Here is a 15291-nt window from a genome sequence, read left to right as displayed (position 1 = left end):
TCGGCGGGCGCTGTTCCGGGTCCGAGGAACAGCCGGTCACCAGGGCGACGGGCAGCAGGACGGACAACAGCGCAGGGGCGACCCGGCGCGCGGCACTCCCGAGAGACATGGCCGCACACTAGATCATGGCTGCGCCCCGGGAGGTTTCACATGAAACATCCGCCACTCACGACTCGGCGAAGGCGGGGATCAGGCCCGCTTCTTCTCCGCGGCCTTGGCGGCCCGCTTGGCGGCCCGGGCCCGCAGCTCGGCCTTGTCGAGGGCGTCGGCCTCGTCGGGTGTCGGTGCCGAGCCACCGAAGCGGGCGGGGATCCACCAGCTGCCCGGCCTCTTCTCGGCCTCGGGATAGTCCGCGATCACCTCGTCGAGCATCCGCTGCATCGCGGCGCGCAGCTCGGCGGTCTCGGCGTCGACGTCCTCGCCGGTGGGGTACATCGGCTCGCCGACCTTGACGACGATGGTCTTCGGTGAGCGGGAGAAGTCCTTCGGGTGGTCCTTGGTCATCAGCCGGTGGGCCCCCCACACGATCACGGGGATGAGCGGGACGCCCGCGTCGGCCGCGATGCGCGCCGCGCCGGACTTGAGCTCCTTGATCTCGAAGGAGCGCGAGATGGTCGCCTCCGGGTAGATCCCGACCACCTCACCCGCCTTGAGATAGGACAGGGCGTCCTTCATGGCCTGCACGCCCGAGGAGCGGTCGACGCGGATGTGGTGGAACGAGCGGAGCAGGTGGCCCACCCCCGGCGCGTCCATCATCTCCTTCTTGATCATGAACCGGACCAGCCGCTTCTGCGGCTCGGCGCCGGCGCCGGCGTAGACGAAGTCGATGTAGCCGGTGTGGTTGATCGCCATCAGGGCGCCGCCGTCACGGGGGACGTTCTCGGAGCCGGAGACCACGACCTTCTGCCGCATCAGCTTGAAGAGCACCTTGGCGGTGACGATGACGGGCGGGTAGGTGATGTCGCGCACCGGTGAAGTCTGACAGGCACGTGCGGCGTATGCGACTGTCAGCGACGGGTGGCGAGGAAGTCGGCGATCCTGCCGATGGCCTCCTCGAGCACCTCCACGTCGGGCAGGGTGACCAGGCGGAAGTGGTCGGGCTCGAACCAGTTGAACCCGGTGCCGTGGGTGACCAGGATCTTCTTGGCGCGCAGCAGCTCGATGACGAAGCCCTCGTCGTCGTCGATGGGGTACATCTCGGGGTCGAGGCGGGGGAAGCAGTACAGCGCGCCGCGGGGCCGGACCGAGGAGACGCCGGGGATCTCGTTGAGGAGCCGGTCGGCCAGCATGGCCTGCTCGTAGAAGCGCCCGCCCGGGACGATCAGCTCGTTGATCGACTGGTAGCCGCCCAGGGCCGTCTGGATGGCGTGCTGCGCGGGCACGTTGGCGCACATGCGCATGTTGGAGAGCGTGGTGAGGCCCTCGAGGAAGTCCTCGGCGAGCTCCTGGGGGCCGGAGATCATCACCCAGCCCGCGCGGTAGCCGCACACGCGGTAGGCCTTGGACAGGCCGCTGAAGGTGAGGCAGAGGACGTCGTTGCCGGCCGCCTCCGCCGCGTGGTGGTGGACCGCGTCGTCGAAGAGGATCTTCTCGTAGATCTCGTCCGCGAACACGACCAGGTCGTGGCGGCGCGCGATGTCGACGAGCTTGGCCACCATCTCCTTGCTGTAGACGGCACCCGTGGGGTTGTTGGGGTTGATGATCACCAGGCCGTGGGTGTGCTCGGTGATCTTCGACTCGATGTCCTCGAGGTCGGGCATCCACCCGTTCTCCTCGTCGCACCGGTAGTGGACCGGCGTCCCGCCGGACAGCGAGACCGCGCCCGTCCACAGCGGGTAGTCCGGCGCCGGGACCAGGATCTCGTTGCCGTCGTCGAGGAAGGCGGTGAGGACCATCGAGATCATCTCGGAGACGCCGTTGCCGATGAACACGTCGTCGACGGCGGTGTCCTTCAGGCCGCGGGACTGGTAGTACTGCGCGACGGCGGTGCGCGCGGAGTAGATGCCGCGCGAGTCGGAGTAGCCCTGGGCGTCGGGCAGGTTGTGCACCATGTCGGCCACGATCGCCTCGGGCGCCTCGAACCCGAAGGGTGCCGGGTTGCCGATGTTGAGCTTGAGGATCTTGTGGCCCTCGGCCTCGAGGCGCTGGGCCTCGACGAGGATCGGACCCCGGACGTCGTAGCGGACGTTGCGGAGCTTCTGGCTCTGGCGGATCTTGCGCACGAGCACCATCCTCTCAGGTCCGCGCCACCCGTTTCCGGCGCGCCGACAGGCGTACGATCGAAGGCGTGGCACGGACCACGGTCCCCCTCACCCTCGACCTGCTCGGCGCCCTGTACGACGACGCGGGCGCGCCGTGCCGCACCTGCCTGTTCTGGGAGCGCGAGCCGGTCCACCGCCAGCGGCTCGGACCCGAGGAGCGGGCGCAGGAGAAGGAGGCCTGGGTCTCCGAGCTGCTGCGCGAGTGGGGCTCGTGCGGGCGGGTCGCCCTCGTCGAGGGCCGCCCGGTCGGCTACCTCGTCTACGCGCCGGCGTCCTCCGTGCCCGGCGCCGCCGCCTTCCCCACCGCGCCCGTGTCACCCGACGCGGTGCTGATGACGACCGCCTGGGTCTGCCCCGAGCACACCGGCGCGGGCATCGGGCGGCTGCTCGTGCAGGGGATGGCCCGCGACCTCGTCGGTCGCGACGGCATCCGCGCGGTGGAGGCCTTCGCGCGCACCGGTCGCGGCGCTCCGCGGACCGCGGAGTGCGTCGTACCCGCCGAGTTCCTCGCCCGGGTCGGGTTCAAGACCCAGCGCGCGCACCCGAGCACGCCGCGGATGCGGATGGACATGCGCTCGCTGGTGACTTGGCGCGACGAGGTGGAGGCCGCCTGGGAGCGGATCGTGGACGCCGTACGACGGCCCAAGGCCGCGCCCGCCCCGGTCCCCCGCTCGCTCCACGGCAGCCTGCGCAGGCAAGCACGAAGCCCCCGGCCCTGAGGGCCGAGGGCTTCGCGTCTCGAGACGGTCGCTGCGCGACCTGCTCGACGAGCGGTGGTCAGGCGTTGATGAACTCGTCGAGCTCCTTGAGGATCGCGGCCTTCGGGCGGGCGCCGACGATGGTCTTGGCGACCTCGCCGTTCTGGTAGACGTTGATGGTCGGGATGCCGGTGACGCGGTACGACGCCGGGGTGACCGGGTTCTCGTCGACGTTCATCTTGTAGAACGTGATCTTGTCGCCGTGGGCGCCGGCGATCTCGTCCAGGATCGGGGCGACCTGGCGGCACGGGCCGCACCACTCGGCCCAGAAGTCCACGAGGACGGGCTTGTCGGACTTGAGGACCTGCGCGTCGAACTCGGCGTCGGTCACTGCGGAGATGTTGTCGGCCACGATGGCCCCTTCCAGTGGGAGATGAACGAGACGTCTGAGGAGTGGAACCTACGCCTGGGCCGGGACATTCCCGGCCGTGGCGGCCGCGTGGTCCAGCTCGGCGATGTAGCGCTCGGCGTCGAGCGCCGCGGCGCAGCCGGTGCCGGCGGCGGTGATCGCCTGGCGGTAGATGTGGTCGACCAGGTCGCCGGCGGCGAACACGCCGGGGATGTTGGTCGCGGTCGAGCCGGGACGGACCAGGACGTAGCCGTTGTCGTCGAGGTCGACCTGGCCGACCAGCAGCTCGGAGCGGGGCTCGTGGCCGATGGCGATGAACAGGCCGGTGGCGGGCAGCTCGCTGGTCTCGCCGGTGACCGTGTCCTTGAGGGTCAGCGACTCCAGGGAGTCGGCCCCGTTGATCGACTCCACGACGGAGTTCCACACGATCTCGAGCTTCGGGTCGGCGAAGGCGCGCTCCTGCATGATCTTGGAGGCGCGCAGCTCGTCGCGGCGCACGATGAGGGAGACCTTCGAGCCGAACCGGGTGAGGAAGGTCGCCTCCTCGACGGCCGAGTCCCCGCCGCCCACGACCGCGATGTGCTGCTCGCGGAAGAAGAAGCCGTCGCAGGTCGCGCAGTAGGACACGCCGCGACCGGAGAGCCGCTCCTCGTCGGGGAGGTCGAGCTTGCGGTAGCCCGAGCCGGTGGACAGGATCACCGCGCGCGCGGCGTAGGTGTCGGTGGCGGTCTTGACGATCTTCACGTCGCCGGTCAGGTCGACCTCGACCACGTCGTCGGCGACGAGCTCGGCGCCGAACCTCTCGGCCTGGGCGCGCATCTCGTCCATGAGCGCGGGGCCCTGGATGCCGTCGCGGAAGCCGGGGAAGTTCTCCACCTCGGTGGTGTTCATCAGCGCACCGCCCGCGGTGACCGAGCCCTCGAACACCAGCGGGCTCAGCTGGGCCCGCGCGGCGTAGATCGCGGCCGTGTAGCCGGACGGCCCGGACCCGATGACGATGACGTTGCGGACGGCGGGCTCGGACATGGGACTCCCCGGTCGGATCTGGTGATGGGCTGGTGATGGGCGTGCCGTCGCAGTGCGACGGACACTTCGACAACGCGATCGTAGGCCGTGGGATTCCGCGGACCGTGCATGCCTCGATCCGCGGTCGCTCAGCCCGTCGCTCAGCCGGTCGCGGCCAGGGTCGTGGAGTGGAGCACGTCACCGGTCCCGCAGGCGAGCACCTCGGCGACCTGGGTGGATCCGACCGGCATCCGGAAGGCCACGACGGCCGGCTTGCCGTCGTAGCGCACCCCGATGAGCTGGCCGAGGCCGAAGTCGGCCGGCTCGCACATGAAGTCCGCGGGGGCGGTGAGGGTGACGGCCGAGTAGTCGAGGCCCTGGGGATGGGGCAGGGTCAGGTGCTGGAGCGCGACCAGGTCCTCGCGCAGGTGCTGGACCCGGACCTCCCGCACCGGCTGGTCGGTCGCGACCCGGCGCGGCTCGACGTACGGCGCGCCGGATCCGCCGCGATCGTCGGCGCTGGGGGCTGCGGCCGCCTCCGGCGACGGGGGGAGCTCGGCTTCGTCCGCACCGGCGCCGTCGGCGCCCTCGACGAGGGCTCCCGCGCTGTCGCGGGCCGAGTCGTCCTTCGCCATCTCGTGGGCGGCGGACAGGTCCTCGCCGCCCTGCCGGTCCGAGACGACCCCGACTCCGGCGACCACGGCCGCGACGGCCGCCGCGGCCCCGAAGAGGACCCGGACCCGGCGCCGGCGGCGCAGCGCGGCCGGGTCGAGGGGGACGACGACCGCGGGCGCCTCGGGATGGCTCTCGTGGACGCCCCCGGCCAGCCGGCCGGTCGCACGCTCGGCGGCGAGGCCCGCGATGACGCCGTCGAGGCGCTCGGCGACCTCGGCCGGCATGGGCACCGGACCGGCCGCCTCCGCGAGGACGCGGCGGACAGCCTCCTCCTCGTCGGGAGACAGCGGCTCGGTGGTGTCGCTCATGGGTGCTTCCTGGCGCGGGTCCCGGACGGGACGGGTGGACGGGCGGGTGTCAGTCGACGGCGGTCCCGGCGGGCGGACCGCGGGGCGTCACGGATCCGACGTCCGGGGGCCCGCTGGGGTTCCGTGCGTCCTCGGCCGGACGGACCTTCCCGCTCTCCTCGGTGGCATCTGGGCCATCGGGGCCATCGGGGCTGTCGCCGACCTCGAGGAGGTCGCCGAGCTCGGCCGCGAGCCGGGCCCGGCCCCGCGAGCAGCGGCTCTTCACCGTGCCCTCGGCGCAGTCGAGGATCCGGGCCGCCTCGGCGACCGGATAGCCCTCCATGTCGACCAGCACGATCGCGGCCCGCTGCTCCGCCGGCAGCGTGCGGAGCGCGGCGAGGACCCGCTCGCGGCGCTCGACGACCAGTCCGTGCTCGGCCGGGTCGGCGGCGGAGGCCTCGGCGGGGGTCTCCCGGCGCCGGTGTCCGGAGTCGAGCTCGTCGAGGTCCTCGGGGAGCGGCTCGGTACGGCGTACCCGCCCCGCGCGCAGCCGGTCGAGACAGGCGTTGACCACGACCCGGTGCAGCCAGGTCGTCACCGCCGCGTCGCCGCGGAACGTGCCGGCGCGCCGGAAGGCGGAGACCAGGCCCTCCTGGAGACCGTCGGCGGCGGTCCCGGGGTGCCCGCAGGTGCGCAGCGCGACCGCCCACAGCCGGTCCCGGTGGCGGGTCACGAGGACGCCGAAGGCGGCGGGGTCGCCGGCGACGTGGGCGGCGAGCAGCTCCCGATCGGTGTGCTCGCGCTCGCTGGGCTCACTCACCACGGACCACCACCTCGGAGACCGCGGCCCGGAAGTCGCCGGAGACCTCGGGCAGGGCGGTCCACCACAGGACGAGATAGCGAGCCTCCACCGGCTCCGCCGGGGTCAGGACGAGGCGTCCGCCGCCCTCGGCCGTCGCGGTCGGCTCCCCGCTGGGAGCCTGGGTGGGGGCGGTCGTGCCCTCGCCGACGTGGAGCCCGACCCGGTTGGGGTCCATGGTCCCCTCGTCGACCATCCGCACCTCGACGCTGCTGACGGTGCGCGCCTCGCCGAGGTCGACGACCAGGCCGAGGCCGGCCTTGAGGCCGCCCGGACCGAGCTGGTCGTCGTAGTAGGTGTCGGTGCGCCAGGTGGTCTGCGGGTCGCGGTCGACGAGGTTGCCCACCTGGGTGGGGTTCTCCTCGCCCCCGCCCAGCGGGTCGAGGTCGTCGACCCGGACGCCGTCGATCACCGCCGCCCGCGACGCGGCGGTGGCCTCGCTGTCGGGTCCCTCCTCCGGCTCGCCGCCGAGCACGGTCCGGCCCCGGCCCAGGTTGAACGCGATCGCGACCGCCACGAGCAGCAGCACCGCCAGGGCGACGGCCATCGCCAGGCGCAGCCAGTTGCGCCCCGGAACCGTCTCCAGGCTGTCCGTCGAGTCCGGCGCGTCCGGATCGGCGGGGCCGGTGTCGGTCTCCCAGGGCCAGAAGCCGGTGGCGCCGGGCCCGGTGCCGGTGGGGGAGGGCACCGGCGGCAGGCGGCGTCGTACGCCGTCCGGCGGGTCGGGCGCGAAGAGCGGGCGCTCCGGCAGGTCCTCGAAGGGCGGCGGCGGGGGTGGCGGGGTGCTGCGGGTGCGCAGCCAGGTGACGTCCTCGTCGCCGAAGACGGGCAGCCCGGCCTCGGTGGGGAGCTCGGTGACCAGCGGGATGGGCGGCTCGGCGGCGTCCGGATCGGCGGCGTCCGGCTCGGGATCCGGCTCGGGATCGGTCTCGAGCTCGGGTCCGGCGGCGGGCACGACCGGGATGTCGTCGCGCGAGGCGTCGTGGGGCAGCGGATCGGCGAGGGCGGGCAGCCAGACGGGCCGCAGCTCGTTGATCGGCGGGATCGCCCGGGCCAGCCGCTCGGGCATCCCGGCCGGGTCGCCGACGAACGCCAGCAGCTCGGCGGCGATGCCCGCGGCCGAGGAGACGTCGGGATGGTCGCCACCGCGCCGGCGCCAGCGGTGCGCCGAGCCGCGCTGGTCCAGCTCGCGCCACAGCGCGTCGAGCGGTTGCGGGACGCCGGCGACGACCTGGCGCGGGCTGAGCGTGACGTCGTTCTCGCGCGGCGCGGCGGGGACGATCGAGCCGGACGGGCCGGGCCAGGTCGCGGTCAGGGCGCAGTGCAGCAGGCCGCCGAGGTCCTCGAGGTCGCCCTGGACGTCACCGGGCGAGAGGCCGTGCAGGGCGGCGTCGACGCACATCCCGATGATGCGGACCGCGCCGTACCGGTCGATGAGGACGTTCTCCGGGTTGAGCCGGCCGTGGGTCACCCCCGCGGCGTGGGCGCGGGACAGCGCGTCGGCGACGTCGGCGACCAGCCAGGCCGCGTTGCGGGGGGTGAGCGGACCGTCGTGGGTGACCAGGATGTCGAGGGAGATGCCGGTGCCCCACTCGTTGACCACGAAGCAGCGCCCGTCCTCCTCCTCCGCGTCGAGGACCCGCAGGATCCGCGGGTCCAGGACCCGTGCGGACGTGCGCGCCGCCTCGACGAGCTGGTGGGCGCGGGCGTCGTCCTGGGCGATGACGTGCAGGGCGACGAACCGCTCGAGGATCTTGTCGTGCGCGCGCCAGAAGCGCCCGCCCCCGCTCTCGCTGAGCAGGTCGATCAACCGGTAGCGGCCGGCGAGGACATCGCCCGACCGCGTCGACCCAGCCGACCCCGCCACCTCGATCCCCCTGCCGATCCCCTGACCGCTGAAACTGTCCCCTCCGACCCCACCACCCTAGATGAGGCTCAACGACGCTTCAGCCGCCTGGCGACGGTGTCGGCGACCGAGGTCACCTCGTCGAGACCGAGCGGTCGCGACACGGCGAGCAGCAGCGCGCCCGCGCCCGCGCTGACGACGACCACCTCCAGCGCAGCCCACAGCCAAGGGGGGTGCGGCCCGACCAGCTCGACGATGGTGTCGGTGACCACGATGTCGAGGAACCGGGCGACCACGAAGACCACCACGCTCGCGGCCGACAGCCGCACCAGGAACCACCGCCGATGCCACACCGCGCCCCTCGGCATGCCGCCTCGCCGCAGCGTGCGGAGGAGCACGACGGACGAGAGGCACGCGCCGACGGTGTACGCGCCGCCGTACGCCAGCACCAGCATCGGTGAGGTGTCCCACGGGTCGACGCGGCTCACGAACAGCACCGCCAGGCCGATGTTGGTCGCCGCGATCGCGCACTGCACGAAGAACGCCACCTTGTTGCGCTCGAGGGCGTAGAAGCCGCGCAGCACCAGGTAGTGGACGGTGAACGCGATCACGGCGAAGCCGAACAGGACCATCGACGACTCGAAGCGGTGGACGTACGGCGCCGTCGCGCCGTGCCCCCACACGACCTGGGCCAGCGGGAGCGCGATCGAGGGCAGCAGCGCGGCGAACGGTACGACGACCGTCAGCGCGGTGCGCAGCGTGCTGCCGAGGGTCCTCGCCAGACCGGCCAGGTCGTCGGCGGCGGCCGACGCGGAGAGCCGCGGCAGGATGGCCGTCGCGAGCGAGACGGTGATGATCGAGTGCGGCACCATCGTCACGAGCATCACGTTGGAGTAGATCGTGATGCCGGTGCCGTCCGCGGCGGCGGCGGTGCCGCCGGACGCGAGGCGCACCACGACGACGTACGCGATCTGGTTGACGACCACGAACAGCACGGTCCAGATCGCCAGGTGCAGGGTGCGGCCGAGACCGACGCCGCGCCAGTCGAAGCGTGGGCGCACGTGGACCCCGGCCGCGCGCAGGTAGGGCACCAGGATCAGGAGCTGGGCGGCGATGCCGACGGTGGAGCCGATGCCGAGCAGGGCCTCCTGTCCGGACGTGAACGCGCCGTGCTGCTCGGCCGGCGTGGCCGGGCCGAAGGCGATCAGGTAGGCCACCAGCACCGCCACCGAGATGATGTTGTTGGCGATCGGCGCCCACATCATCGGGCCGAACCGGTCGCGCGCGTTGAGCACCTGCCCGACCAGCACGAACATGCCGTAGAAGAAGACCTGGGGCAGGCAGAACCGCGCGAAGTCGATCGCCGACTGCCGCTGCTCGGCCAGGTGCGGCGCGTTGTAGCTCGGGACCAGGACCTGCATCACCAGCGGCGCCGCCACCACCAGCGCGACCGTCACCACGCCGAGGAAGCAGGCGGCCAGGGTCATGACCCGGTTGACGTACGCCGCGCCGCCGTCCGGGTCGCTCTTCATCGCCCGCACGAGCTGGGGCACCAGCACCGCGTTGAACACCCCGCCCGCGAGCAGGATGTAGAGCATGTTGGGCACCGTGTTGGCCACGGTGAAGATGTCGGCGTGCAGCGAGATGCCGAGGGCCGCTGCCAGCAGGGTCGAGCGGATGAACCCGCTGAACCGCGACACCACCGTGCCCGCCGCCATCACCGCGGTGTTGGCGAGGATCCGGCGCTGCTCGCCGGCCCGTCCGACCTCGACCGGCTCGACCTCGGTCGGGTCCTCCGCCTGATCCGCGGGGTCGCTCACGCCGGGTCCTCGGCGCTCGGGCGGCGGGCCGCGCGGAACCGGCGCACCAGGCGGATCGCGATCGCCAGGAACAGGATCCCGGCGCCGGTGCCGATGATCGCCCAGATCACGACGCCCACCTGCCCGGACCGGATGGGCAGCTCGTCCTCGGCTCCGATCGGCGTACCGTCCGCGTCGGTCAGGCGCAGTCGCACGTTGTGGACCCCGGTGCCGCGCATGTCGGCGCTGATCGGGACCGACGAGCGACTGTTGGCCGCCAGCACGATCGGGTTGGCCGCCTTGATGGTGGCGCCGGAGTCGGCGGCGGCCTCGATCCGCACCGTCACCGCGTGGTCGAGCGTGTTCCCGATGGCGACGTTGAAGCTGCCGGAGCTGCTCGACAGGGTCACGCCCTGCGGCGCGTCCAGGCTGACCATGTCGAGCTGGTCGGTCACCCACGAGCGGGAGCGGGCCAGCCGCGGCCCGGCGTCGGCGTCGCCGCGCATGGCGTACGACGTGCCGGCGAGCGCCTCGCCGACGAGGGTGTCGCCGATCGCGTACCCCTCGCCGAGGATGCTCTGCAGGGAGCGGCCGGAGCGGATGAGCGCACCGGCCTCGCTGAACACCCGACTGTCGAGCTGGGCGGCGTTCTGGCCCTCGGGGTAGGTCAGGTCGTCCGGGTCGATCTGCCGCTCGGCGCTGTCGCCGGCCCCCGCCGCGATGTCGTTGGCGCGGGTGACGGTCGGCAGGTCGACCAGCGAGACGAGCTCCGGGTCGAGCCCCGACCAGAACTCCTCGGCGTCGGCCGCGTCGATGCTGGAGGGCAGGACGACCACGATCGGCACGGGCCGCTCGTCGCCGGCGGCGAGGAGCCGGACGACGGCCTCGCTGAGCAGCCGCTGGCGCAGGGCCACGGGAGCCAGCGCGGCGTCCGGGCCCGGGCCGCCGCGGGAGACCGCGGTGCTGGTCGCCACGACGGGCCGGTCGCCGACGAGTCCGCCGACCGGCGCCCCCTCGGGGAACGCCTCGGCCGCGAAGGCCTGCTCGCCCAGCAGGACGGTCGCGTCGTCGCCCACCTTCTCGATGGCGCCGGCGTCGAGGTAGCCGTTGCGCGAAGCGACGACGGGGGTGCCCTCGACGCCCCAGGAGCCGAGGGTCGGCGCGGGATGCTGGCGGGCGGTGTCGTAGAGGCTGGGCAGAGCGCCGGCCGCGGCGGCGAGGTCCGGGTCGCCGTACGGCAGGACGGCGACGGTGTCGTCGGGGAGCACGGTCGCGGCCCGCTGCAGCCACGACTGCGCGGCGCGCAGGAGGGGGCTGTCGGGCTCGAGGGTGGCCGGGTCGACCTCGGCCGCGTCGTCCCCGCCCTCGCCGGCCCCGTCCTCCTGTCCGTCGTCCTGCTCGTCCTTCTCGCTCTCCGACTCGCTCGGCGAGGCGCTCTCGCTGCCGGGGGGCTGGTCCGTCGCGACCGGTGTGATCTCCCGGATCGGGTTGCCCGCCGCGAGCTGGGCCACCGCATCGGGCAGCGCGGGGTCCACCAGCCAGGTCACCGGCTCGGTGCCGCTCGCGGCGCCGAAGGCGAGGGGCCCGCCGAGCGTGCCCTCCGGGGACAGTGCGGCGTCCCACCAGCTCGTGCGGCCGAGCTCGCCGTCGGCGGAGTGCGCCACCCGGCCCCGCAGGGGGACCACGACGGCGGTCTCGACGCCCTGACCGGACCGGGCGCCCGGCGCGACGTACGGCAGGAAGGTCCGGGCCCGTCCGTCGGCCAGCTCGTCGCGGCCGTCGGCGTTCTCGCCGAGGGCGTGCACCCCGAACCAGTAGACGCCGGTCGACGGGTTCGCGAAGGCCTGCCGCAGCACCCGCTGCGGGATCCGGATCGTGAAGGCCTCGCTCTCCCCCGGCCCCAGCGACGCGACCTCCGCGCGGACCGCGAGGTCCTCGGTGTAGCGGTCGCCGACCTGGGCCTCGGGGTCGGTGGCGACCGCGGCGGCCAGCTCCTCCCCGCTGGTCATCGACGGCGCGCCGGACCCGAACATCGGGTAGAGGTTGATCCGGTCCCAGGTCTCCAGGTCGACGTTGGTGACCCGGCCGGTCACGACCAGGGGGCCGGTGCGCGGCAGCACGCCCGGGTCGAGGCTGTCGATGCTCACCTCGAGCGGGGCGTCGTACTCGGCGCGCTTGGGGGTCGCCGCAGCCGGCGCCGCCTCACCGGGCGCGGCCTGCAGTCCGGTCGCGAGCAGAAGAGCGGTCGCCAAGCCTGCGAGCAGGCGAGAACGACGGCGGACCACGGACCGAGGGTAGTAGGGGCCCCTGTGCGGCTCGCGCCTAGACTCTCCGCCCGTGACCGACACGCCGGACCCGACCGACTCGCGCGCCCCGCTGCGGCTGGTCGACGTCCAGGCCGCCGTCGATGCCGAGCTGGACCGGATCGCCCCGGTGATCGACGAGCTCGGCGCCCTGTTCGCCGCCGCCGGGCACGAGCTCGCCCTCGTCGGTGGGCCGGTGCGCGACGCCATGCTCGGCCGGGCGTCCAACGACCTGGACTTCACCACCTCCGCCCGCCCCGAGCAGACCGACCGGATCCTCAAGGGCTGGGGCGACGCCTGGTGGGACATGGGCCGCGAGTTCGGCACCATCGGCTGCCGCAAGGGTGACTGGGTCGTGGAGGTCACGACCTACCGCTCCGAGTCCTACGACCCGGCCTCGCGCAAGCCCGAGGTGCAGTACGGCGACTCGCTGGCCGGCGACCTCGGCCGGCGCGACTTCAGCGTCAACGCGATGGCCGTGCGCCTGCCGGGCCGCGAGATCGAGGATCCGTACGGCGGCGTGGTCGACCTCGCACACCGGGTGATCCGCACCCCGGGCACGCCCGAGCAGTCCTTCTCCGACGACCCGCTGCGGATGATGCGGGCCGCGCGCTTCGCCGCCCAGCTCGGCTTCTCCGTCGACCCCGCGGTCGTCGCCGCGATGACCGCGATGGCCGACCGGATCACCATCATCTCCGCCGAGCGGGTCCGCGACGAGCTGGTCAAGCTGGTCTGCGCCCCCCACCCGCGTCTCGGCCTCGAGCTGCTGGTCGGGACCGGCCTGGCCGACCGCGTCCTGCCCGAGCTCCCGGCGCTCAAGCTCGAGCGCGACGAGCACCACCGGCACAAGGACGTCTACGAGCACACGCTGACGGTCCTCGAGCAGGCGATCGACCTGGAGCCGCGGCTGGCCGCCCGGGCCGGGCTGCCCGAGGGACCCGACTTCGTCTCGCGCTTCGCGGCGCTCATGCACGACGTCGGCAAGCCGCGGACCCGCCGCTTCCAGGACGACGGCGTGGTCACCTTCCACCACCACGACGTGGTCGGCGCCAAGCTCACCCGCAAGCGGATGAAGGCGCTGAAGTTCAGCAACGACCAGATCGACGCCGTCGGCGACCTGGTCGAGCTGCACCTGCGCTTCCACGGCTACGGCTCGGGCGAGTGGACCGACTCCGCCGTGCGCCGCTATGTCCGCGACGCCGGCGCCCAGCTCGAGCGGCTGCACGTGCTCACCCGCGCCGACTGCACGACCCGCAACAAGCGCAAGGCCGACCGGCTGCGTCGTACCTATGACGACCTGGAGGCGCGGATCGACCGCCTCTCCGCCGAGGAGGAGCTCGCCTCGATCCGGCCCGACCTCGACGGCAACCAGATCATGGCGATCCTCGGGATCGGCCCCGGCCGCGAGGTCGGCGAGGCCTACAAGTTCCTCCTCGAGCTGCGCCTCGACAACGGGCCCATGTCCGAGGAGGACGCGACCGCCGCGCTCGAGGAGTGGTGGGCGGGCCGCTGAGGCGTGGCCGCGCCCGGCCGGTCAGGGGGTGCGCGGCAGCGGCGTCGGAACGACCGCGCCGCCGGGCCGCGACTCGGGCAGGATCGCGCCGTCCTCCGTGCCGGGCACCGCGCGGCAGGCGCCGTCCGGGACGGAGCAGGTGACGATCACGAAGGTCTCCGATCCGTCGCTGGAGGCGCTCACCCGCGCGATCCCCGCAGCCGTCGTCTCGTCGAGCCACGAGTCCAGGGTCCAGACGAGGTCGCGGGGCTGCGGCTCGAACGGCCCGAAGCCGACGTCGGCGGGCGTGAGACGGGTCGTGACCGGCGGTCCGCCGGCCGTGCGGGCCAGCTGCGGTGCGTCGTCGAAGGGCACCTCCACGATCGACCATGCCCCGTCGGGGCTGTCCACCGGCGGCTCGGAGCCGAGGCCCTCGGCCCAGGGCTCGTCGTGGTACCCGGCGTTCGAGTCGTCGAGGACCTCGGCCTCCGCCGTGTCGAGATCGACCGCGATCACCTCGCCCGGTGTCAGGAAGTAGGCGCGCTCGGCGTCGATGCCGATCACGGCGGGCGGGGCGTCCTCGTAGAGATCGGCGAGGTCGTCGGTCCGCAGGTCTCCCATCCCCTCGGCGCTGCGGTGGATCTCGCGCCCGGTCTCCAGGTCGACGACGACCGCCTCCGCGATCGGCGTCTCGTAGTCGTCGCGCTCGCCGCCGCGGTCGAGGAAGGCGAGATGTCTCCCGTTCGGCGACGTGGTCAGGCTGTCGTGCTCGGGGCGGACACCGAGCGGGCGCCGGTCCCGGGCCGTGACCCGGACCAGCTCGGGGTACCGCTGCTCGTCGGTGCCGGTGTCCGGTACGACGTACGCACCGCCCGGCGTGACGACATAGCTGCGGACCGGGTCGCCCGTGTCGAGGGTGGTGCCGTCGCCGAGGTGGATCTCCGTGCGGGAGGCCCACACCAGGCCGCGGGTCTCCAGTCGCTCGTCGCCGGTGCGCCACGCCTCCGCGCCGGCATCCCCGCCGGCATCCCCGCCGGCGTCCCCGCAGGAGGCCAGGGCCAGCGTCGTCGACACGAGGAGGGTCACGACGATTCTGAGATCCACGGGTCAGCTCCTGATCAGGGGTGGAGGGGGGTCTGGAGGAGGCGGGCCCAGTTGCGGGGCAGCGCGACGCCGTCCTCGGTGCCGGGGACGGGAGCGCAGCGCCCGTCCGTGACCTCGCACGCGAGCACGACGTCACGCCAGGTGATCACGCCGCTGCGCACGGCGGCGGTGCCCACGGCGGTGTCATCGTCGAGCCACGCGACCACCTCCCACGACGGGGTGGGGCCCATCCGGTCCGCGACCGCGGCGTCGACGTCCAAGGTGGTCGTCACCACCTCGCCGTCGGAGGAGACCAGGGCGGGCAGGTGCTGGCCGTCCTGATCGGAGGAGGCGTCGCGGATGGTCCAGGACCCGTCCGGGCTGACGGCGGGCAGGCGGTCGAGGTCCTGGGGGATCCCGTCGCGGTCGCGGGGGTCGTCCCGCAGCACCTCGACGGCGCCGGTCCGGAGGTCGACCCTGCGGAGGTCCTCGACCGTGACGAAGTACGCCGCGCCGTCGTCGAAGCCGAGGACCGTCGGCCGCGGGTCGGTCTCCTCGTAGAGGTCGGCGAGGT

Annotated in this window: 13 protein-coding genes; 2 read left to right on the top strand and 11 right to left on the bottom strand. The window is 73.3% G+C overall.

Going from position 1 to position 15291, the window contains the following annotated elements; genetic code table 11:
- Window positions 1–189 precede the first annotated feature (189 nt).
- A complete protein-coding gene (locus FHP29_RS14305; protein WP_139623541.1) occupies window positions 190–969 on the bottom strand; it encodes a lysophospholipid acyltransferase family protein in 780 nt (259 codons plus the stop codon).
- Between the two features lie 38 nt (window positions 970–1007).
- Complete coding sequence (locus FHP29_RS14300; protein ID WP_139623540.1) at window positions 1008–2222, bottom strand: pyridoxal phosphate-dependent aminotransferase; 1215 nt, start codon at window positions 2220–2222, stop codon at window positions 1008–1010.
- A gap of 65 nt (window positions 2223–2287) precedes the next feature.
- Between FHP29_RS14300 and FHP29_RS14295 the strand changes: the two genes are divergently transcribed.
- Window positions 2288–2980, top strand: coding sequence for a GNAT family N-acetyltransferase (locus FHP29_RS14295; RefSeq protein ID WP_139623539.1), 693 nt, complete (start codon window positions 2288–2290; stop codon window positions 2978–2980).
- A 58-nt stretch (window positions 2981–3038) separates the two neighbouring features.
- Here FHP29_RS14295 and trxA read toward each other — a convergent pair whose 3' ends face one another.
- The 7 genes from trxA to FHP29_RS14260 all read right to left on the bottom strand — a co-directional run bounded on the left by trxA (window position 3039) and on the right by FHP29_RS14260 (window position 12124).
- Window positions 3039–3371 carry a thioredoxin gene (trxA, locus tag FHP29_RS14290; RefSeq protein WP_139623538.1) on the bottom strand — a complete coding sequence of 111 codons (333 nt, stop codon included), beginning with the start codon at window positions 3369–3371 and terminating at the stop codon, window positions 3039–3041.
- 48 nt (window positions 3372–3419) lie between these two features.
- On the bottom strand, window positions 3420–4394 hold the full coding sequence (gene trxB / locus FHP29_RS14285; protein WP_139623537.1) for a thioredoxin-disulfide reductase: 975 nt from the start codon (window positions 4392–4394) through the stop codon (window positions 3420–3422).
- A 140-nt stretch (window positions 4395–4534) separates the two neighbouring features.
- Window positions 4535–5356 (bottom strand): hypothetical protein, encoded by an 822-nt coding sequence (locus FHP29_RS14280; RefSeq protein ID WP_139623536.1) that lies wholly within the window; start codon window positions 5354–5356, stop codon window positions 4535–4537.
- Window positions 5357–5405: 49 nt separating this feature from the next.
- Window positions 5406–6155, bottom strand: coding sequence for an RNA polymerase sigma factor SigM (gene sigM / locus FHP29_RS14275; protein WP_139623535.1), 750 nt, complete (start codon window positions 6153–6155; stop codon window positions 5406–5408).
- Window positions 6148–8061, bottom strand: a complete 1914-nt coding sequence (locus FHP29_RS14270) for a protein kinase domain-containing protein (RefSeq protein ID WP_139623534.1) — start codon at window positions 8059–8061, stop codon at window positions 6148–6150. The genes sigM and FHP29_RS14270 overlap by 8 nt, the downstream gene beginning before the upstream one ends.
- 68 nt (window positions 8062–8129) lie before the next feature.
- Window positions 8130–9860 carry a murein biosynthesis integral membrane protein MurJ gene (murJ, locus tag FHP29_RS14265; RefSeq protein ID WP_240044508.1) on the bottom strand — a complete coding sequence of 577 codons (1731 nt, stop codon included), beginning with the start codon at window positions 9858–9860 and terminating at the stop codon, window positions 8130–8132.
- Entirely contained in the window at window positions 9857–12124 is a 2268-nt protein-coding gene (locus FHP29_RS14260) for a DUF6049 family protein (protein WP_275669444.1), read from the bottom strand. Before FHP29_RS14260 ends, murJ begins: the two co-directional genes overlap by 4 nt.
- 52 nt (window positions 12125–12176) lie before the next feature.
- On the opposite strand from FHP29_RS14260, the gene FHP29_RS14255 reads away from it, so the two are divergent.
- Window positions 12177–13655: a CCA tRNA nucleotidyltransferase gene (locus FHP29_RS14255; protein WP_192904024.1), complete on the top strand. Its 1479-nt coding sequence runs from the start codon at window positions 12177–12179 to the stop codon at window positions 13653–13655.
- Between the two features lie 21 nt (window positions 13656–13676).
- On the opposite strand, the gene FHP29_RS14250 is transcribed toward FHP29_RS14255, so the two are convergent.
- Together FHP29_RS14250 and FHP29_RS21760 are read right to left on the bottom strand one after the other, a co-directional pair.
- Window positions 13677–14738 (bottom strand): hypothetical protein, encoded by a 1062-nt coding sequence (locus FHP29_RS14250; RefSeq protein WP_139623532.1) that lies wholly within the window; start codon window positions 14736–14738, stop codon window positions 13677–13679.
- A 14-nt stretch (window positions 14739–14752) separates the two neighbouring features.
- Window positions 14753–15291, bottom strand: a 539-nt coding sequence (locus FHP29_RS21760; RefSeq protein WP_158296571.1) for a hypothetical protein, incomplete at its 5' end; no start/stop codon positions are given.

It is taken from the genome of Nocardioides albidus, assembly GCF_006335005.1.
Taxonomy (GTDB): domain Bacteria; phylum Actinomycetota; class Actinomycetes; order Propionibacteriales; family Nocardioidaceae; genus Nocardioides; species Nocardioides albidus.
This window is presented reverse-complemented; position numbering and strand designations above follow the sequence as displayed.

Excerpts from the sequence above, each read along its gene's own strand:
- FHP29_RS14280 (WP_139623536.1), bottom strand. The coding sequence starts at position 5,356 with ATGAGCGACACCACCGAGCCGCTGTCTCCCGACGAGGAGGAGGCTGTC.
- trxB (WP_139623537.1), bottom strand. The coding sequence starts at position 4,394 with ATGTCCGAGCCCGCCGTCCGCAACGTCATCGTCATCGGGTCCGGGCCG.